Origin of the sequence: Planomicrobium sp. CPCC 101079, from assembly GCF_007859275.1 — a bacterium.
In the GTDB taxonomy this organism is placed as follows: domain Bacteria; phylum Bacillota; class Bacilli; order Bacillales_A; family Planococcaceae; genus Planococcus.
Window position 1 is genome coordinate 1 of sequence record NZ_VOHC01000016.1, and the last position, 20,208, is coordinate 20,208.

General features: G+C 42.7%; 18 protein-coding genes, 1 tRNA gene, 1 rRNA gene and 1 riboswitch. Of the genes, 4 read left to right on the plus strand and 16 right to left on the minus strand.

Going from position 1 to position 20,208, the window contains the following annotated elements:
- Positions 1–263 (plus strand): UTRA domain-containing protein (locus FQV28_RS07735; protein WP_146495234.1); only part of this gene is annotated, 263 nt, incomplete at its 5' end.
- 10 nt (positions 264–273) lie between these two features.
- Positions 274–459, plus strand: coding sequence for a hypothetical protein (locus tag FQV28_RS07740; RefSeq protein ID WP_146495235.1), 186 nt, complete (start codon positions 274–276; stop codon positions 457–459).
- 44 nt (positions 460–503) lie between these two features.
- Here the strand turns inward: FQV28_RS07740 and FQV28_RS07745 are convergent, their stop codons facing one another.
- The 9 genes from FQV28_RS07745 to groES form a co-directional block, all read right to left on the minus strand.
- Positions 504–722 (minus strand): hypothetical protein, encoded by a 219-nt coding sequence (locus FQV28_RS07745; protein ID WP_106532346.1) that lies wholly within the window; start codon positions 720–722, stop codon positions 504–506.
- Between the two features lie 331 nt (positions 723–1,053).
- Positions 1,054–2,865 carry an ATP-dependent nuclease gene (locus tag FQV28_RS07750; protein WP_146495237.1) on the minus strand — a complete coding sequence of 604 codons (1,812 nt, stop codon included), beginning with the start codon at positions 2,863–2,865 and terminating at the stop codon, positions 1,054–1,056.
- Between the two features lie 395 nt (positions 2,866–3,260).
- Positions 3,261–5,525, minus strand: coding sequence for a phosphatase PAP2 family protein (locus FQV28_RS07755; protein ID WP_146495239.1), 2,265 nt, complete (start codon positions 5,523–5,525; stop codon positions 3,261–3,263).
- A 210-nt stretch (positions 5,526–5,735) separates the two neighbouring features.
- Positions 5,736–6,710 (minus strand): tRNA dihydrouridine synthase, encoded by a 975-nt coding sequence (locus tag FQV28_RS07760; protein ID WP_146495241.1) that lies wholly within the window; start codon positions 6,708–6,710, stop codon positions 5,736–5,738.
- A 187-nt stretch (positions 6,711–6,897) separates the two neighbouring features.
- Positions 6,898–7,761 carry a metal-dependent hydrolase gene (locus tag FQV28_RS07765; protein ID WP_146495243.1) on the minus strand — a complete coding sequence of 288 codons (864 nt, stop codon included), beginning with the start codon at positions 7,759–7,761 and terminating at the stop codon, positions 6,898–6,900.
- Positions 7,762–8,199: 438 nt separating this feature from the next.
- Positions 8,200–9,387 (minus strand): acyl-CoA dehydrogenase family protein, encoded by a 1,188-nt coding sequence (locus FQV28_RS07770; RefSeq protein ID WP_146495245.1) that lies wholly within the window; start codon positions 9,385–9,387, stop codon positions 8,200–8,202.
- Between the two features lie 36 nt (positions 9,388–9,423).
- Complete coding sequence (locus FQV28_RS07775) at positions 9,424–10,251, minus strand: MetQ/NlpA family ABC transporter substrate-binding protein (RefSeq protein ID WP_146495247.1); 828 nt, start codon at positions 10,249–10,251, stop codon at positions 9,424–9,426.
- Positions 10,252–10,579: 328 nt separating this feature from the next.
- Positions 10,580–10,705: riboswitch (SAM riboswitch) on the minus strand.
- Positions 10,706–10,925: 220 nt separating this feature from the next.
- On the minus strand, positions 10,926–12,557 hold the full coding sequence (groL, locus tag FQV28_RS07780; protein WP_146495249.1) for a chaperonin GroEL: 1,632 nt from the start codon (positions 12,555–12,557) through the stop codon (positions 10,926–10,928).
- Between the two features lie 211 nt (positions 12,558–12,768).
- The gene (gene groES, locus FQV28_RS07785) at positions 12,769–13,053 is read right to left on the minus strand and encodes a co-chaperone GroES (protein ID WP_146495251.1); all 285 of its coding nucleotides are present in this window, start codon (positions 13,051–13,053) and stop codon (positions 12,769–12,771) included.
- Positions 13,054–13,245: 192 nt separating this feature from the next.
- Between groES and FQV28_RS07790 the strand changes: the two genes are divergently transcribed.
- Entirely contained in the window at positions 13,246–14,001 is a 756-nt protein-coding gene (locus FQV28_RS07790; protein WP_146495253.1) for a CPBP family intramembrane glutamic endopeptidase, read from the plus strand.
- 32 nt (positions 14,002–14,033) lie between these two features.
- Here the strand turns inward: FQV28_RS07790 and FQV28_RS07795 are convergent, their stop codons facing one another.
- Positions 14,034–14,666: a redox-sensing transcriptional repressor Rex gene (locus FQV28_RS07795; RefSeq protein WP_146495254.1), complete on the minus strand. Its 633-nt coding sequence runs from the start codon at positions 14,664–14,666 to the stop codon at positions 14,034–14,036.
- A gap of 132 nt (positions 14,667–14,798) precedes the next feature.
- On the opposite strand from FQV28_RS07795, the gene FQV28_RS07800 reads away from it, so the two are divergent.
- Positions 14,799–16,739 (plus strand): ABC-F family ATP-binding cassette domain-containing protein, encoded by a 1,941-nt coding sequence (locus FQV28_RS07800; RefSeq protein WP_146495256.1) that lies wholly within the window; start codon positions 14,799–14,801, stop codon positions 16,737–16,739.
- A gap of 360 nt (positions 16,740–17,099) precedes the next feature.
- On the opposite strand, the gene tsaD is transcribed toward FQV28_RS07800, so the two are convergent.
- From tsaD to rrf, 6 genes are all read right to left on the minus strand, one after another.
- Entirely contained in the window at positions 17,100–18,122 is a 1,023-nt protein-coding gene (tsaD, locus tag FQV28_RS07805; RefSeq protein ID WP_146495258.1) for a tRNA (adenosine(37)-N6)-threonylcarbamoyltransferase complex transferase subunit TsaD, read from the minus strand.
- Entirely contained in the window at positions 18,115–18,570 is a 456-nt protein-coding gene (gene rimI, locus FQV28_RS07810; protein ID WP_146495260.1) for a ribosomal protein S18-alanine N-acetyltransferase, read from the minus strand. Before rimI ends, tsaD begins: the two co-directional genes overlap by 8 nt.
- A complete protein-coding gene (tsaB, locus tag FQV28_RS07815; protein ID WP_146495262.1) occupies positions 18,567–19,262 on the minus strand; it encodes a tRNA (adenosine(37)-N6)-threonylcarbamoyltransferase complex dimerization subunit type 1 TsaB in 696 nt (231 codons plus the stop codon). Before tsaB ends, rimI begins: the two co-directional genes overlap by 4 nt.
- Positions 19,259–19,711, minus strand: coding sequence for a tRNA (adenosine(37)-N6)-threonylcarbamoyltransferase complex ATPase subunit type 1 TsaE (tsaE, locus tag FQV28_RS07820; RefSeq protein WP_146495264.1), 453 nt, complete (start codon positions 19,709–19,711; stop codon positions 19,259–19,261). The genes tsaB and tsaE overlap by 4 nt, the downstream gene beginning before the upstream one ends.
- A 161-nt stretch (positions 19,712–19,872) precedes the next feature.
- Positions 19,873–19,945: transfer RNA gene (locus tag FQV28_RS07825), tRNA-Asp, on the minus strand.
- 14 nt (positions 19,946–19,959) lie between these two features.
- Positions 19,960–20,075 (minus strand): 5S ribosomal RNA (rrf, locus tag FQV28_RS07830).
- Between the last annotated feature and the right edge of the window lie 133 nt (positions 20,076–20,208).

The window sequence follows — 20,208 nt, forward strand, 5'->3', positions numbered from 1 at the left end:
CTTATTTGAATAAAGAAATTATCACGGAGTCGATCTTCGACTATATTACGGAAGGATTGGGGTTGAATATTGGCTTCACAGATATGTTCCTTCATGTCGATAAACTGACCGAAGAAGAAGCGGAATACTTGGAGCTGGAAAAAGGCGACCCGAAGCTATACGTGGAATCAATTTTCCATTTAACCAACGGCCAGCCTTTCGACTTTTCCAAGATAACGTACAATTATGTGCAGTCGCAGTTTTTTGTTCAGGCGGTTTTGTAGGAGAGTTTTTGTGGTCCTGATATTCCGCAAAATAGCTGCGCTTTCCGCGGGCTTCGGTCAAATCTTGACTCGCGCCCGAGTGGATTTCGGCACTTCACTGTCCCGCAGGAAAGTATCGGCCGAACGGCATTTGGCCGAAGCGATGCAGGAGCACACGGTTTTCTCCGCTATTTTGCTCCATATCTACATAAAATAAAAAAAGCCCCAACTTCCTAAATAGGAAATTGGGGCTTTGCTTGTTTACTTCGCGCCGCGCGATTCTTTTGGCGGTTGGCATACGTCGCATTTGCGTTGGTTGTTTTTGTTGAACTTTGTAAATGTTTTTTCGAAGTTGTTGCCGCATGAGCATTTGAATAGCAGCTTTTGTGAAAATCCATGATATTCCGTTGATAATAATTTGCTATCGGAGTTTTTCTCAACAAATTTTTGAATTTCAGCGTACGTCCATCGTTTATTCATTTTGTTACACCTCTATAGTTTATTGGTAGGCGGAGGCTTGTGGGCGTCCGTTCAATTATGAGCAAAGTCGTAATCATCCTAAGTGCCTTATTATAGCATGAATGGGTATATTATTAATAAACGTCTAAAGCCTCCTATTCAAGGAGTGAACTCTTATATATCAATTCATTCATTTATCTTCTATTCTTTCCTCATTGATTTTTCTAATTCCCATCCAATGGCAATATCATACTCAAAATAGAATTTAATTCCTGACAAATATTCTCCTTTCATATCCTCAGATTAGCTAATTAAAAAATTTTTAGATTACTATAAGCTCCCACATAAAATTTTACTCATTTGCAGCAATTAAAAGTTCTATAACTTTCTCCATATGTAAATCTAAACTGGGATTATTATTTTTCATCTCATCCCACAATTGGGTTGCTTTATCTGCAATATCAATCTTATCAAAACTTCTAGATACCGTTTTAATAATAGCCTTTTCAAGATCATCATCTCCTAGTTCCTTTTCACGAATATACATAAGTGAAAAAAATTCATCAAAGGAGTATGAGAGATTAAAATCTCTTCGCCTTACCATTTCTGGATTTGGTTCATCAAAATAATGAATACGTTTTTCTTTATCATACCGAAAATGCTTTCTATGAGGAATTTTTTCATAAATTACTCTAGTTAATAAATCTTTAGGTAGGTAATTTTCAATTTCTCTGCCATCTGTTATCCATTGATAAACATAACCTTCTAACTCTGTTCTCTCATCAAGACGTTCTTTAATTTTTCTTACTCTATTCTTATATTCACTTCTTGAACTGCCTAAGTCACTATCGCAAATAATAATAGAAAATCTACTTATTTTAAGAAAATCAATTAAATTATCTACATCTTTCTCCTCTTTAAGAACAGTATAATGATCCAAAAGCGCTCCACCGTAGAAAACAAAACTATAATGTTTACCTTCTTCAAATATTTTTCCTTTTTGAGCAGCATATGAATCAATCCACTTTTTCACATAAATTCGATCACTTGGCCCTTCTACCCAAATAACAAGATTTGATAGTAGTAAATGCGAAGCTTTAACCCCCAGTAAATCTAAAATTTTATAATTGTCAATTGTGTTAGTGCAAGAGGTTACTTCAGTAGCACCATTTGCATCCATACTGAATTTTTGAACTGAAAAATTCTCATTTATTCTATCTAAAATAGAATTTGAATGTGTAATAAAAAAGTATTGATGTTTTTCAAAAGCGACATCATTCTCCAATATTTTTATTAAATCAACTATTGATTTAGCATGTAGATTAATTTCAGGTTCTTCTATAAAAACTATTCTATTAAAGTCCTTTTGTTCATACAGCGCAGATAATATTAAAATAAATTGAAGAACACCCATTCCTAAATCATGTGGCTCTTGCGTTATTATGGTACTTCCTCTCTTTATCTTAATTTCAAATTTCGCATGTTCAAAGGTTGGTCCTAAGCCTTGAATAACAACTTCATTTTCTCTCTCAACAATATTATCTTTCACATAGGGAGACTGCTGATATTTTGAATTGATAAGCGCAATATCTAACTTTACATCAGCGTCCAGTAAAGATGACAGCCAGCTTGACATTTTGTTCTGATATCCCTTGTACCATTCTATATCTCGAGTTCCTTTATAATAAATTCTATCCGCTACTCTAACACCTTCTAAATGTGGTTCCAGAATACCAGCGGTATTTTTTTGATAACCTCTTACATCTGAGAAAATCCGAATTGTATCTAAAATTAATTTTCTCCAAGTATTAAAAGTTTTAATGTTTTCATATCCATCTATAATGAATTTATTCGTTCTCCCTCTAACACTTCCCAAATTTTCGAATTCGTGAATAGCACCACCAACTTCAAATTGAAATTTACAACATACATCTTCAGATAAATTCATCCATGTTTCTTCCACATTGATTGAAGAGTGTAATATTAATTCAGGTGAATCTTTTTCATAAAATAGTTTTTTTAATTTATTGAAATACCTTAGAATATTTGTTTTCCCTGAATTATTCGGTCCAATTAAAAGATTGATTTTTTTCAGATCACTTAATCTTATTCCTGTTTGAGAAAACGATCGCCAACCTTTGATTTCTATTTCTCTTAATTTCAAATTTAGTTTCTCCTTTTATTTTATATTTTGCCTTGATAGTTGATAAAAAATTCCAGTTTATAATTTTTTATTTTTCTATGCAATTAAGTTTAACTTATTAAATAACAAACAATAACATTAATATATAAAATTGAAATATATCTTTGAATATATGATAAAATCTAGTTTTTGAAATATTATATTTGCTAAATTTATTAGCATCTTTAAATATTTTTCTATCGTTTTATATCGGGTGCTTTTTAAATAAACAGCACCATTTTTATTTCAAGTACTTATTTTTACTAAAGACTTCTCTAAGTCACTTAAAACTAACTTTATAAGAATTTATTTAACTTCATCTCCACCAAATAAAAAAAACTGCCGACACCAGCCGACAGCTTCCGAATTGCCAAATGTTATTTTTCCGCTTTAATATGCGCAACCACACTATTATTTCTGTAAGTCACTGTCACCTTGTAGCCATCAGCCGTTACGCTATCGAATTTTCCTTTTACTTTGTCGGCAGTCATCAACGTAATGTTATTGCCTTTTTCGATTTCGTAATCTGAAAGGTCCAAGTTCAAGTTTCCGCCTTCAAGGTATACCAGTCCCTCGACATCCACTTGGCTCTTGCCGTTATGCATTTTAATATCCAAGTTTCCGGCTTCCATTGTGAAATTGCCGTTTACCTGCAAAGGCTCATCTGCTTTAACGAGGACCGTGCCGTTTTCTACATAAAGATCGCCTTTACCAAAAGCAGTTGCAGAAGCAGCTTCCAGCGTCCCGCCTTGCAGCAATGTGCCGCCTTTATAACTGTTATCTCCTGTCAATGTAAGCGTTCCTGTCCCTTGCTTGGTAAGCATGCCGCTGCCAGTGATATCGTTTCTCCACCAGTCATGGGCGTTGAATCTTCCTTTTGAAGCATCCATATCGACAGTTACGTTGCTTAAGAATGCACCATAGCCATCAGCTGCAGTGACCAGATCCAGTCTTCCCCAGCCATTCGATTCGTCGATTACCGGGTAGCCGGAGTCAATTTCAGTGGTATACAATACTTCTCTGCGTTGCTCGTCCCTCAAATAAGGCTGGCGGGTTTCCAGTAAAACTTCCGCACCTTTAGGGACGACCGGGGACAACCCTTTTGTTCCGGTCTGTGGCAGACCATAGGTCAGTTTTTCACGGTAAAACGCTTTGTTCGCTTCGTGGTCTTCCCATTTTTCTTCGTCGTACGCACTTTCAAACGTATAATCCTCTGTTACCGTATGTGCATATTCGTACAAGTTCATTCCATTTGCTTCGGCCAATTCACCGAATACCTCGCCGGTGTTTTCATATGCCTTATCCAATACTTCTTGGTTTTCCGGAAGACTATAGGCGAACGCCGTCATGGCTGTCGATTGGATCCTTGCACCGATGACGTCAAGCGGCGAGTGCATCCCGGTCACGATTCTGTTTTCGCCCATTTGAGCCGCTCGTGTTAAAAACTCAGCATATCGCTCCGGTGTCGCGTAGGCAAAACCGAATGTCGACAAATAAGCTGCACTGGTATGTCCGCTTGGGAACGCTCCATCTTTTCCTCTGCCATCTTCAGCTTTTCTTTTCACGTATTCCAATGCGGGAATCACTTCCACATCTGTTTCGTATTGCTGGTAATGCCGTTCCCCAGTCTCTTTTTTACCGCCTGAAGGCAAGGCTTCTGTTTTGCTTTCGCCGCTGCCGATCGTTTCCCAGATAGGCAGACCGTTCGCATCAACTACTTCTTTCACTTCACCATTGGAGTTCATCCGGTACGGTCTTGGGGAAGAATAAAAGTACTTCGACGGGTTTGACGAGGAAGGATTTCTGAATCGGATCAAATGAACCAAATCCATCGCATCGGAAAGTTCCGTCCCTTCCCATTGCCCCATTCCTTGGCTTTCGTCTTCAACAGTCGTTTCTTCCAACACTTTATTCATATCCTCTTTTGTCCGTACAACACTTGTGACCGGGTTAACGATTTCTGCGTATGTATTCGCCAAAGGCCCGTAAGCTTCCATCATGCTGTAGATCTTGTCTCGTTGATCATCGTAATAAGCCGCCAGCGCTTCTTCGTCTGTCCGGTTTTGAGTCACGTCTTCTACATATTTGATATTGGCTTCCCACGTCGCTGCATCTCTGATTTCTTCGTTGGCATAGGTTTTCTTGTCTGCGACCGCTTTCGTCGCGTCGTTTTTATAGCCATCAAAATAGACGGTCGGTCCGTCGCCGTAGTTTGCCACCTTGCCACTTGCCCCTGGCAGGGTTAGCGCGGTTCCGTCTCTCCAATCCGGCTGGTTCAATGACCAGATTGAATCAAAACCATCCAGAATATTGATGAAAGGATTTGTCGCAGCAATGTTCTTCAAGATCGGATCATTGGCATTTGCACCGTGGTCCACTGCGGACAGTATCGTTTCAGGAGCATCTGTATTGATTTCTCCACCAGTCCCTTGCGGCTTTGAAGGTTTTGAGAACTTGTGAGCATCTTTTGATAGAACTACGGTTTGCGCATGTGAGCCATAGCCAACGCCAGTTTGCATTTGAGTTTTTGGCAAGTTCCGCTCGGCAACCGAATTTGTGCTCGCTGCCTGTACAGGCAGCACAGAAGACGCCATTGCTAACGTTGCTAATAGTGCTACTGATTTCTTTTTCACATATCTCATATTTTTTATGATTCTCCTTTTTTACTTGAAATTTCAAATGTTCATTAACCACACAAATTTCAGTATAAGGAGTCCATGTTATCCTAATGTAGGAAAACTGTTAAAATCACGTAAATTTACATGGTATATTAGAAAACGCAGATTTTTAGAGAAACTAAAAAAGGCTGCTTCCCGTTTTAGGAAGCAGCCTTAGCTTTACAAAGCATCATTTCAACCTACTGCAATTCTCTCCTCAAACTCCTGCAGCAATTCCCGCACTTCATCCGTCGATTCCGTCTTCAGCAATCGATTTCTCAGTTCATCGGCGTCCTCGATTGCGCTGACATAGATCTTAAAGAAACGCCGCAACGGCCTGAACGGCAGCGGATTGGTTTCTGTAGAGTATTGATCGTGCAGATCCAACTGCAGTTTCAGGAGCTCGAGATATTCCTCCGTGCTGTGCTTTCGAGGCTCTTTTTCAAAAGCGAAAGGATTCTGGAAAATCCCGCGCCCGATCATGACGCCGTCAATGCCGTATTTATCGGCAAGCTCTATGCCTGTTTGGTAATCCGGGATATCCCCATTGATTGTCAAAAGTGTATCCGGCGCCAGCTCATCCCGCAATGCCTTGATTTCCGGTATCAGTTCCCAGTGCGCAGGCACAGCGCTCATTTCTTTTTTCGTGCGCAGATGGATCGACAGATTGGCAATGTCCTGCTTCAAAACATGCGACAGCCAGCCTTTCCACTCGTCCACATCGGTATAGCCAAGCCGGGTCTTCACGCTGACCGGCAATCCGCCCGCTTTTGCGGCCTGGATGACTTCCACCGCATTATCCGGAAAGCGAATCATGCCGCTGCCTTTGCCTTTCGTTGCTACGTTTGCTACCGGACAGCCCATATTGATATCGATTCCTTTAAAGCCTCGCTTCGCCATCCCGATGCTCATCTCCCGGAACTGCTCGGGTTGGTTTCCCCATATATGCGCCACGATCGGCTGTTCATCTTCTGTAAACGTCAATCGCCCTTCTTCGCTGAAAACCCCATCCGGGTTGCAGTAACTTTCCGTGTTCGTGAACTCTGTAAAAAACACATCCGGCCGTGCCGCTTTCGCCACCACTTTCCGGAAAACCACATTCGTGACCTCTTCCATCGGTGCCAGTATAAAAAACGGCCGCGGCAAATCACGCCAAAAATTCTCTTTCATGTTCAACTTCCAATCCTTTCAAAAACCCTTAATCTATATGTGTTGATATTAAAAGATATAAACTCTATCTGTTAGATCATTTCTCTTTTCTTAACTTAACTAGTTTACATGAGCCGGCCGTTTGTGAAAAGCGGCGCGGGCTGGAAAACTTGAAAAGCAGAATCATCATTAGATGATTCTGCTGGATTTATCTCTCAATATATTCAAATAGGAACGACTGCCCGTTTCGGTAAAAACGCGGATCATATAACCCCAATCTCTTCCCATCATCCACTACCACCACAAAAGGCGACCATTCATAGAGTGTTTTGGCTGCAGGGCGCTGGGAGAATAAATAATCAAGATCCGCATCTATGTTGGACTGCAAAACATATCGTTCCTTTTCTTCCTGAAACAGGTTATCCTGAAAAATAGTCACGGTATCCCCCTGTTTCACAACGACTGAATAGGTCCAGGGAATAAAATCAGCAGAAAGAGCAACCTGATCATATTTTTCATCATATTGATTGTAGATGAAGAACCCTTGGGCACTTTGAATAACAAGGTGAAGGCTCATAAACACCCAAGCCATTTTAAAGTAGTAAGGCGACTTTGGCTTGTTTTTTTTCGATAAAACAAAAGCAGTCCCCATAATGGCCCAGAAGACAAAATCAATAATGGGAATGGTCCCGAACGTAATGCGAGTATTTAAAAAAGGTTCCAGATAACCTGTCCCCCAGGCATTGAACAGATCACTGGTATCATGAATAACCACAGCGAGCCAGCCAAGCCAAAACAGCTTTTTATCTTTTGTTTTGAAAACGGCCATACAAATCAAAAAGAGCAAGGCTGCCCATAGCGGTGTCAGAAAAATAGAATGTGTGATGCCTCGATGCCACATCTGGTATTGCCCTGCAGTATCCCACAAACGGGAAACCACATCGATATCAGGAATCAAGCTCGCCCCTACCGCTGTCAGCAAATAAGCGCGTTTATGATTTGGATCCATTTTTCTTTTATCTACTGTTCCGTACAATGTGAGTCCGAATAAGGTATGCGTGATTGTATCCACACTGCTGCCTCCGATTTTTTCTAATCCTTGTATTAATGAATTGTACTATAAACAGTCGAGTTTATATGAACACTTGCATTTAGCCAATATAACTGAGGAAAGTCTTCGTATCCTGCAGCATGATCGTTCGTTATGAATAATTGATACCTCGATCATATACAACAAGCTTTCCCTTTTACAAGCGCCAGTGATGTCTATCTAGAAATGTTTAGACCATGATCAATTACGAAGACAAAAACATTTCACATTTGAACTCAACATACGCGAAACGAAAAAGAGGCTTTCCAAAAGTTCAAAGAACTTGTGGAAAACCTCTGGCTGAAAGGCTTTTGAATAGTAACCCCTATTCAATCAATTTTATTTAGACAACTTTAGACTCCACAAGAGTATAGTGCTGAAAGAATAAAAGAGGAGAATAAACGTTATAGCTTCTAGTTGCTATTTAATAACTTGTTCACTTAAGTTTTTTTCCAAAGTCTGATTCTCAATCGCAGATTCAGCAAGCAACGGAAGAATCATATCATCCATAGGCGGATTATGAAGGCCTGCTCTCACGTCCCGGTAATATCTTTGCAGCGGTGTTTTTTCTGATAGACTGTGGGCACCCGCTACCCTCATAGCTAAATCAACAATAGTGACGGCTGAATTTGTGACGGCTACCTTAACTGCCCCTAATTCCGGCGTCATCTTTGATCTTTCATCTTCATTCGACTCATCCCATTTTTTAGCTACAGAATACAGAAAATGCCTTGCTCTTACTAATTCCAATTCAATCTGCCCTATCTTTTGCTTAACGTTCGGCAGCTCTATGATTGGGCCGTTAATACTGTTTGGCGAGTATTCTTTGGCAAAACTGATTGCATAATCCTGTGCTGCCTGCGCAATTCCAAGATAGCATGCCGGAATATGAAGCAGCCATCCGGATGCCCGCTTCTGGCCAGGTTCAAGAATTTCAACTAAAGCGTCTTCCTCAACCTTCACGTCATTTAATATCAAGTCATGGCTCCCGGTACTTTTCATCGCCACGCTATCCCAAGTTTCTTCTATTTCCACTCCCGCTTTTGATTTCGGAATGAGAAAACATCCAATTTCTTCTGTCTCTTTAATCACAGCTGTTACGTTAAAATAATCTAATACTGGAGCCATTGTGGTAAACGTCTTCCTGCCATTGATAACCCAGTGCCGCCCCTCCTTCTTGGAAGTTGTTGCAGGTTTCCCTCCTCTTGTCGGGCTTCCTGTTTGCTTTTCTGTTGCACAGTTATTGATCAATGCTCCATTTTCTTTTACATCATCAAATAAACTCTTCAGTACGGAATCTTTCCATCTATCTGTTTCTCCCAAATCTTGAATGATTCCCATATGCCAGCCAATCGATAATCCGGTTGATCCGTCTGCCTTACTGATAACTTCTTGGTACCGCAATAGTTCATATAAAGAAATTCCTTGTCCCCCATACTCCTTTGGAACCGTCAATGAAGGATAATTGATTTTTCTCAGATCTGCAAAATTCTCAAATGGAAACCTTCCTTCAAGATCGTTTTGGGCTGCTCTCTCTGAAAATGAGGCAACCGTATTTGTTAATATATGCAGACTCTCTTCAAAGGTCTTAGCTGTTGTGAGATCCATGTCCACTTCACCTTTCTCTTTGTTCTTGTTTCGTTTTTAATTCCATGCCTCTGTCATAATAAACCCATCATACTGTTCATTTGACTCAATATATTCCCTAAACTCATCTGATTCATACGCTTCCTTTAAATCTTTCGCCCATTCTGTATCCTTATTTTCTTCTTCGATAGAGACAATGATACGGTGCTGTTCAGGTGTATTTTCAATCTTTAAGGCATCTGTAATTTTTCTATCCGGAGCATTAGCAATATAATTGCCATTTACCACTCCAAAGTCAAGGTCCTGAAGTGATACTAGAATTTGAGCAGGGTCTAATACTTTTATGTCAATGTCGTAATCAGCTGGTTCAACACTGTTAAGATTAAAATCAGTAACACCGGCATCTTCTGAGACAGTCACCCATCCTAACTCCTCAAGGATACGCACTGCTCTTTCCTGGTTTACTGGATCATTCGGTACCCCTACTGTTGATCCGTCTTTCACTTCATCCAGTGACTGATGATGTTCGGAATATAGCCCTTGGGGAGCACTCGGCACAAAAACAATGCCTGTCATATTCATGCCTAATTCCTCATTCATGCCTTCCATATAAGCTGTACTCTGAAAAATACTCGCATCAATTGAACCTTCTTGCATAGCCGGATTCAACTGCATATTTTGTGAAAATGTCGTCATATCAACTATGTAGCCTTTCTCTTCCAGGATAGGCAGGATGCCTTCTTTGAATTGTTGTTCGTAAGTGCCAACTCCGAATCCAACTCTAACTTCTTTATTGCTTTCTCCAGAAGCTTGATCTCCATTTCCGCAACCCGCTAATAATAGAGAAAGTGAAACCCCTAATGCACTGAGTAAACGTTTTTTCATCTGTTATCTCTCCTTGTTTGTTATGATTTCTTCCTGTCTCGGACAAATCAAAATTATTTGCAGGACAGTAAGACTTTTAGAAGGTAAATGCTTGTGGATCAATTTTTAGAATTTCATTTTATAAGTTTGAAAATCATCAATTCCCCCATTTTATCAAGTCCTCCACAGAAGCTGCTGGTTTCCAAGCCGAAAATCATGTAGTCCATTCTGATGATTGAATACCTTCCACAATCTCAAGCTTCTTGCCAGAGTTACTTTGGTTTTTTGATTGATCGAATAGAAAAGAGCCCCTCTCCATAAATAAGAAGAGGGACTCTCGGATCGGCTCTTCTCATCTTTCAAGTGCATAGAGACAGCACCTGCTGGATTTGGCACAGTTTCAAATCGGATTTTTCCAATTAGTTCCGCTGCCGAGGCTTCAAAGGGCCAGTCCCTCCACCTCTCTAGATAAGAATTATTTTATACTCAATAGATAATGTCGAGTAATTTGATATGATTAATACACTAACAAAGGATGCATTCTATTACAATACATTTCGAAAAATTAATTTAATATTTTGTTATATGAGTGCATTAGAAATTATGTTTTAGCTCCTTTAATTGAGATTAATATAAATCAAAAAAGAACTCCCTCTCACTCAGTGAGAAGAAGTTCTTATAGAAGGGGTGATTACTTACATCATGCCGCCCATGCCGCCCATATCAGGCATGCCTGGTGCTACAGTTGTGTTGTCTGGAATGTCTGCAACGACTGCTTCAGTCGTCAAGAACATGGCCGCAACAGAAGCTGCGTTTTGAAGTGCTGAACGCGTAACTTTAGTCGGGTCAACGATTCCTTCAGCCAGCATGTTCACCCATTCGCCGTTTGCAGCGTTGAAGCCGATGCCGACTTCTTCTGACTTCAAGCGGTGAACGATGATGGAGCCTTCAAGGCCAGCGTTTGTCGCGATTTGGCGAACCGGCTCTTCAAGTGCACGAAGGACGATTTTCACGCCTGTTGCAGCGTCGCCTTCTTCGGTTTCAAGAAGTTCAGCCACACGGTTGTGGACGTTCACTAGGGCAGTACCACCGCCAGCTACGATTCCTTCTTCTACTGCTGCGCGAGTTGAGTTCAACGCGTCTTCGATGCGAAGTTTGCGCTCTTTCAATTCCGTTTCAGTAGCCGCTCCGACTTTGATCACTGCTACGCCGCCAGCAAGTTTCGCCAAGCGTTCTTGCAGTTTTTCTTTGTCGAATTCAGAAGTTGTTTCTTCCAATTGGCTGCGGATTTGGCCAACGCGTGCAACGATTTTTTCAGTATCGCCAGCGCCTTCAACAATTGTTGTGTTTTCTTTCGAAACGACAACTTTGCTTGCGCGTCCAAGCTGCATGATGTTTGTAGATTTCAGATCTAGGCCTAGGTCTTCAGTGATGACTTCAGCACCTGTAAGAACTGCAATATCTTCAAGCATCGCTTTGCGGCGGTCGCCGAATCCTGGAGCTTTAACCGCTACAGCATTGAACGTTCCGCGAAGTTTGTTGACCACAAGTGTAGCCAACGCTTCGCCTTCAACGTCTTCAGCAACGATCAGCAACGGCTTGCTTTGTTGAACCACTTGCTCAAGGATTGGAAGGATTTCTTGGATGTTGTTGATTTTCTTGTCAGTTACCAGGATGAATGGGTTATCAAGGACAGCTTCCATTTTTTCAGAATCCGTCACCATGTATGGTGATTGGTAACCGCGGTCAAACTGCATCCCTTCCACTACATCAAGTTCAGTTGTGAATCCGCGTGATTCTTCCAATGTGATAACGCCGTCGTTTCCAACGCGCTCCATCGCTTCAGCGATCAACTTGCCGACTTCAGCATCTCCAGATGAAATCGCCGCAACTTGTGCGATTGATTCTTTTCCTTCGATTTCTTTGGAAATCGCTTTTAGCTCATTTACTGCAGAAGCTACTGCAAGTTCAATCCCGCGGCGGATGCCCACTGGGTTTGCACCAGCTGTAACGTTTTTCAATCCTTCACGGATCATTGCCTGTGCAAGAACCGTTGCAGTTGTCGTACCGTCACCAGCGATATCGTTTGTTTTTGAAGCCACTTCTGCAACCAATTTTGCGCCCATGTTTTCAAAAACGTTTTCAAGTTCGATTTCTTTTGCGATCGTTACACCGTCATTCGTGATAAGCGGTGAACCGAATTTCTTCTCAAGAACAACGTTGCGCCCTTTCGGCCCAAGTGTCACTTTAACCGCATCTGCTAACTTATCCACGCCTTTTAACATCAAACTGCGTGCATCTTCGCTAAACTTAATCTCTTTTGCCATTTGTAATATCCTCCTCTGTCTATTGAAAAAATATAATATATCTTTTAATGATATTTCTAAAGAAGATATGGAGCAAAACTGCGGAGACTCCTGCGGGAAAGCGAGTCAGCCGAGACCCCGGAGTCGCGAAGCGACGAGGAGGCTTGGCGCGAGCCCGCGGAAAGCGCAGCAGTTTTGCGCAATATCACTCATTTCATTTTAGTAAGAAGTATTAGCCTAAAACAGCCAAGATGTCGTTTTCACGTAGGATCAAATATTCTTTTCCTTGATATTTCAATTCAGTACCTGCATATTTAGAGAAGATGATTCGGTCGCCTTCTTTGACGTCCAATTCAGTGCGCTGGCCGTTTTCACGGATAATGCCATTACCAACAGCGATTACATTGCCTTCTTGTGGTTTTTCCTGAGCCGAACCCGGCAGCACGATCCCACTTGAAGTTTTTTCTTCCGCTTCGATGAGCTCAATAATTACACGATCTCCTAAAGGTCTCAACAATTGAAACACCCTCCTAAAATTAATTGAATAGTCTACATTAGCACTCTCATGTCTTGAGTGCTAACCCAATTCTCAGTTTAATAAAATCCACTCTGTTTTGCAAGCGAGAACATTTAAAATTCACATATCTTTGCGCTCCTGTTTTGAAAGTTCTACAATAGAAAGAGGAATGCAAAACGAAAGGATACGGATATGAAAACAAACAGCGCGTCTTCAAAAACAAAACGAACCGCCAAGCGGACACCGCTTTATGTATTGCTTATTTTCATCGCTGTACAGTTGTCGCCTATTTTGGTGGTCGTTCCCACATTCAATTATTTCAGAAACCAAGGACTTGATGAAAATACAGCACAAATCTCCACTTCCGGCTGGCTCCTAGTCATCACAATGGCCATCGGGTTTCTTGTCACTTTGATCGTCATCGCCCGCGACCGGAAATTCTTTGATATTTGGAAAGGCAAAAAGACGAGTATTCCGGCTGCCATCGGCTGGGGCTTGCTCGGCTTTCTGATGCTCCTTGTCGGCCAGACGCTCGCCGCTTATATTGAGATGGCCATCGGGATTGATCCTGGCTCCGCGAATACCCAAACCCTTGTGAGCATTGCTGAAGTTGTTCCGCTTACAATTGTCGCAGTAGTGTTGTTCGGCCCAGTGCTTGAGGAACTGGTCTTCCGCCGCGTTATCTTCGGCTCTTTGAACCAGACGACCAATTTCTTTATTGCCACCGCCGTCAGCGCCTTGGTGTTTGCCTTAGTCCACATGGAATTCATGCACTTGCTGTTGTATTTCACAACAGGGTTGGTGCTCGCATTTTTGTACCAAAAAACAAAGCGCATCATTACGCCGATTATCGCCCATATCATGCTGAACGGCTATGTTATGCTCATTCAATTGAATATGGATAAAATCGAAGAATTCCTGAAACAACTTGAGAACATACAGCCATAATAAAAACCTTTCCCGCAAACGGGAAAGGTTTTTTAATGTTGCTTGATCTGGTAAATCAAGGTCTGCAGTTCCACTGACAAGTCAATGGTCTGTACCCGTATATGGTCCGGCACGGAAATCCGCACAGGTGTAAAATTCAAAATGCCTTTGATGTTGGTTTTCGCCAACCGGTCGGTCACTTCCTGCGCTGAGCGGGAAGGCACCGTCAAGATAACCAGCTCTATGCCGTATTCTTCGATCTTCCCTTCGATTTCATCGGGATGGAAGGTATCGATTCCACTGATTTTCTCGCCTTCGTGCGGGCTGTTCGAATCAAACGCCACAATGATTTTGGTGTTGTGGTTCCGATGGAAGTTGTACTTTAAAAAAGCGCTGCCAAGTCCCCCCACACCGATCAATGCCACATTCGTTTCTTCGTCCTGGTCCAGTGTTTTCCGGAAGAAAGCCAGAAGTTCCTGCACATCATATCCATATCCCTTTTTCCCTAAGGCGCCTAAGTAGGAGAAATCCCGCCGGATCGTTGCTGAATCAATTTTCATAGCGTCGCTTAACTCTTGTGAAGAAATTCGTTTTTGTCCGGCGTTCGCGAAGTTTTGAAGGAAACGGTAATATAGCGGCAGTCTTTTTGTAGTGGCCAGAGGAATTTTTGCTGCTTCTTGTAACATACGCTTTCGCAACCTCCTGAGCTCGTCTTAAATCGCTTTCATATTACATTAGCCAAGCCGATATGTAAAGGCTTGGCTAATTGCGCACATGCAGCGCATGGGCTAAACTAATAGAGAATAGAGGTGACCTACATGATTGTCTTACAAGTAAATCAAGTCCATAAATCGTTCGGGGCGGATGAGATTCTCTCTGGCGTGAAATTGGAAGTTCAACACCGCGACCGTGTAGCTTTAGTAGGCCGCAACGGCGCAGGCAAATCCACTCTGCTGAAAATCATATCCGGTGAAATGTCTTACGACAGCGGCGATATCATCATGCCGAAAGACTTGACCGTCGGTTATTTGGAACAACAGTCCACATTTGAATCGACTGCCACCATATGGGATGAAATGATGTCGATTTTCGCTCATTTTCGTGAACAGGAAAACAAGCTCCGCGAACTGGAGCAGCAAATGGCGGATCCCGCTGTTTATAATGACGCGGGCCAATACGAAAAAGTTCTAAAAGAATACGACCTTCTGCAAGTTCATTTCAAAGATGCAGGCGGCTATCAGTTTGAAGCGGAAACACGCGCCATTCTTCACGGCATGAAATTCTTTCCGGACGACTACAACAAACCGATTGTTTCCTTGTCGGGCGGACAGAAAACACGTTTATTGCTTGCGAAACTTTTGCTCAGCAAACCGCAGCTGCTCATTCTCGATGAGCCGACCAACCATTTGGACATCGAAACCTTGAGCTGGCTCGAGAATTACTTAAAAAACTACCCCGGCGCCATTTTGATCGTCTCGCATGACCGTTACTTCCTTGATCAAGTGGTGACCATCGTCTATGAAGTATCACGCCATCGCGTCAAAAAGTACACGGGCAACTACAGCCGCTATTTGGACGAAAAAGCCAAGCAATACGAGTTGGATCTAAAACAGTTTGAACGCCAGCAAAGCGAAAAAGCTAAACTTGAAGACTATGTCCAGCGCAACCTTGTTCGGGCTTCGACTACCAAAATGGCGCAAAGCCGCAGGAAAGTACTTGAGAAGACCGAATGGATGGAGGCACCGGACGGCAGCGAGAAGTCTGCGCGGTTTGGCTTTACGATCGAGAAGCAAAGCGGCAATGACGTACTGAGCGTCAACTCGCTTGCTATCGGCTACAGCGAACAGCCGGTATCGCAGAACATTTCTTTCAAATTGTACCGCCAGGAAAGCTTGGCGCTGGTTGGACCGAACGGTGTCGGGAAATCGACGCTCTTAAAGACCATCATAAAAGAGCTCAAGCCCCTATCAGGCGATATCCATTACGGCACCGGCATTCAATTCGGCTATTACGACCAGGAACAAGCCAACCTAAAAGGAAACAAACTGGTGCTGAACGAACTGTGGGACGATTACCCGCATATCAACGAAAAAGACATACGCGGTGTATTGGGGCGTTTCCTGTTTTCAGGCGATGATGTGCTAAAGCCGCTGTCCTCCCTTTCAGGCGGCGAGAAAGCACGCGTGGCGCTGGCGAAGCTGATGATGCAGAAAGCCAACGTGCTGCTATTGGATGAGCCGACCAACCATTTGGATCTCGACAGCAAAGAAGTGCTTGAAAATGCGCTATTGGATTATCCGGGAACCATTCTGTTTGTTTCCCATGACCGCTACTTCATGAACCGCATCGCAACAAAAGTGGTCGAACTGACACAAAGCGGCACAACCGATTATTTGGGCGATTATGATTACTATGTGGAAAAGAAACTTGAACTCGAGGAATTAGAAGCACTTGAGGCAGGCCCAGCCGCTGCAGTCACTAAAACAACCGCTACAGCTTCCACTTCCCAAATCGACAAAGAAGCAAAAAAACTTGAACGCCAGCTCCAGCGCCAGTCAGAAGAAGCCGAACAAGACTTGGAAAAACTGGATGCACAAATCGCTGAAATTGAAGATTTGCTGTGCCAGCCTGAAATATTCCAAGACCATGAGCAAGTTTTGCCTCTGCAAAACCAGCTGGAACAACTAAAAGCAGCTCATGAAGAAAAAATGGACGAATGGCTTGAACTGCAGGAAAAAATTGAACAGGTACAGCTTTAATCGCATACTTCCGTATGCGTTTTTTCTTTCGCTATATATAGGTCAATACCTTTTTGTAAAATAATTATTCTCCACAATCTTATCCACATGGAATTGATGGCTAGAACGCCTATCAACATAGTTTTGCACATTATCCACAGAAAAATAAAATGTTATCCACATAGTTTTCCCCTTACCGGCATACAATATGTAGAATAATACACTTTTTATCCTACTTTATTAACAAACTATTCACAAATTGTGCATAAGTACAAATGTTCTCTATTGACATAAGAATCGATTTTTGCCTTCGGTACAAGAAATATTATATAAAAAAAGAAGCCCTGGGAACCAGCTTTTGGCGGTTTCCGGAGCTTTCATTTATTTAGTCCAAGATGCGAGTTCCATTCCTGGGCGTCCGTTCATTTTCATCGTTCCACGAATCCCTTTTTCGAACATGACCGTTCCAGCAGCTGCAATCATCGCTGCGTTGTCTGTGCAAAGCGGAAGGGACGGAATATAGAAAGGAATGCCTTTCTTCCTGAATGCAGTTTCTAACGAAGTGCGTAATCCTTTGTTCGCAGCAACTCCACCAGCTGCGATCACTTGCCGTACATTATATTCTTCCGCCGCACGCAGCGCTTTTGCTGTAACCACTTCTACGACACTGTTTTGGAAGCCTGCCGCAATATGTTCCGGCTTGACCTCTTCCCCACGCTGTTTGGCATTGTGCATGTAATTCAAAACTGCAGATTTCAATCCACTAAAGCTAAAATCATATGACCCTTCCTCTAGCCATACACGTGGAAACTGAATAGCCTCATCGCTTGCATGTGCCAGCCGATCAATATGCGGACCGCCCGGATATGGCAAGTTCAGCGTCCGTGCCACTTTATCATATGCTTCCCCAGCCGCGTCGTCTCGCGTTTCGCCGATCACTTCAAAATGGCCATGTTCTTTCATATAGATAAGTTCCGTATGCCCTCCTGAAATAACCAGAGCCAGCAATGGAAATTCCATTTCCTGCTCCAGCCGGTTGGCATAAATATGGCCTGCAATATGATGAACCCCGACAATCGGCAATTGATGGGCAAACGCGAATGCTTTCGCCGCATTCACGCCGACAAGCAATGCACCGACAAGCCCTGGCCCTTCTGTCACTGCAACTGCACTTAAATCACCGGGAACAAGATTAGCTGATTTCAACGCCTCTTCAATCACCAATGTTATTTGCTCAACATGATGGCGTGATGCAATTTCCGGTACAACACCGCCAAAACGTTTATGGCTTTCGATCTGGGAAGCGACCACATTTGAAATAATTTCTGTTCCGTTTTTAATAACAGAAGCTGCTGTTTCATCACAGCTTGTTTCAATTCCTAAAACAAAGATATCCTTATTCATTGAAATTCACCCACATAACTATAGCATCTTCGTAATTGTCCGAGTAATAACGCTTACGGATGCCTCCATTTTTAAATCCTAATTTACGGTATAAATTTTGGGCCACATGATTGCTGACCCTTGCTTCTAGCGTCATCAACATGGCACCCTTTTCCTTAGCGATTTCCATCGCCGCTTCCATCAAACGTTCCCCGAGCTTTTTTCCGCGCTCGTCTGGGCGGATAGCAATATTGGTTACATGGCACTCATCCATAACAAGCCACATCCCACAATAGCCGACGATGCCCTTTTCTGTCTCCGCAATCACATAATAAGCATGTTTATTGTCCACCATTTCGTAGAAAAAAGCTTCTTTCGTCCATGGCAATGAAAAAGACAAAACTTCAATATCGTATACGGCATCGATATCTTCAACTGTCATCTTTCTGAATGTGACGTTTTCATTCATTTGGATTGCCCTTCCTGCGCCTTGATATAGTTGGCTTCCGCTTCTGTAATCCGGTGGTAATCCGGAATCGCTTGATGCACATCAACCGGCTCGCTGTCTTTTGCCAGCATAATCAGGTTGGACGCACGCGGCAGACGGTTTTGAGGCGCACTGAAAAACGCCTTGTCTCCCATTGCCTCCCGAATCGTCGCCTCATGGACACTAACGTCTATTCCTGTAAACAACACCGGTTTATTGTATTGCTGCAGTTTTTCAAGAAATTCTTTCAAGTCGCTGTGTTGATCAGGAATGATTTCTTGTAAACTCAATCCATCATAAGCGCCTGTGAAGACGGTGCCGCGTCGAGCATCCATAATCGGGCAAATCAATCCATCAAAAAACTGCCCATTGGCAGCCAGCACTTTTAAGCTTGAAACCATATAAAGTGGAATCTTCAATGACCAAGCCAAGGTTTTAGCAATGGTCAGCCCAATCCGCACCCCTGTGTAAGAGCCTGGGCCTTCCGCGACAGCAATGTGCGTCAAATCGGCTGGCGATACTTTGGCTTTGGCCATCATTTCTTCAACTGCAGGCATCGCGGTTAAAGAATGGTTGATTTTTAAATTTGTCGTTTCTTCTACTAGCACTGTACCGTCTTTCACCAAAGCAACAGCAAGCGGCGAATTGGATGTGTCGATCCCAAGAAATATCATAGTTTAAGCTCCTTGCATACAGTTTCATAGCGTTCACCGATTGGATTCAACACAATAACGCGGCCTGTTTCAGATTGGCGGGTTATTATGATTTCCAGGCGGTTTGCCGGTAAATACTCTTCAATGAATTTTGCCCACTCAACAACAGAAACAGCCTCACTTGAGAACAATTCGTCAAAGCCGATGTCTTCTTCGCTGTCCTCGAGGCGATACACATCAAAATGGTTCAAATCCAAATCGCCTGAGTACTGCTTTAAAATGGTAAACGTCGGACTGTTCACCATCCGTTTTATGCCAAGCCCTTTGGCGATGCCTTTTGTGAATGTTGTTTTCCCTGCCCCTAAATCGCCTTCAAGCGTCAAAAGGTCTTGAGGCTGCAGAAGGCTGGCAAGTTTCAATGCAAACTTTTCCGTTTCTTCTGGCGAATCAACGTATATCGTATATGTCATGGTTTCAGTCACCTCTATTGAGTCTGTCATAAGTTTAGCGAAGATATGCAAGTAAATCAAAATATATTATCTAGAACATAAAGCTATGAATCGCTTTGGTCTAAGTTATTGGACAAAAAAAATAAACACAGCAGAATCGCTGTGTTTACTGATAAGAATGACGGTCCCGACCGGGATCGAACCGGCGATCTCCTGCGTGACAGGCAGGCATGTTAACCGCTACACCACGGGACCAAAAAAAAAAAACAGACCAGCGACGTCCTACTCTCACAGGGGGAGACCCCCAACTACCATCGGCGCAAAAGAGCTTAACTTCCGTGTTCGGGATGGGAACGGGTGTGGCCTCTTTGCCATCATCACTGGACTCTTTTTAGAGTGCTTGTTCACTCAAAACTGGATACACGACGGTTGAAACGCTGAAACACGTAGTTGGTTAAGTCCTCGATCGATTAGTATTCGTCAGCTGCACGTGTCGCCACGCGTCCACCCCGAACCTA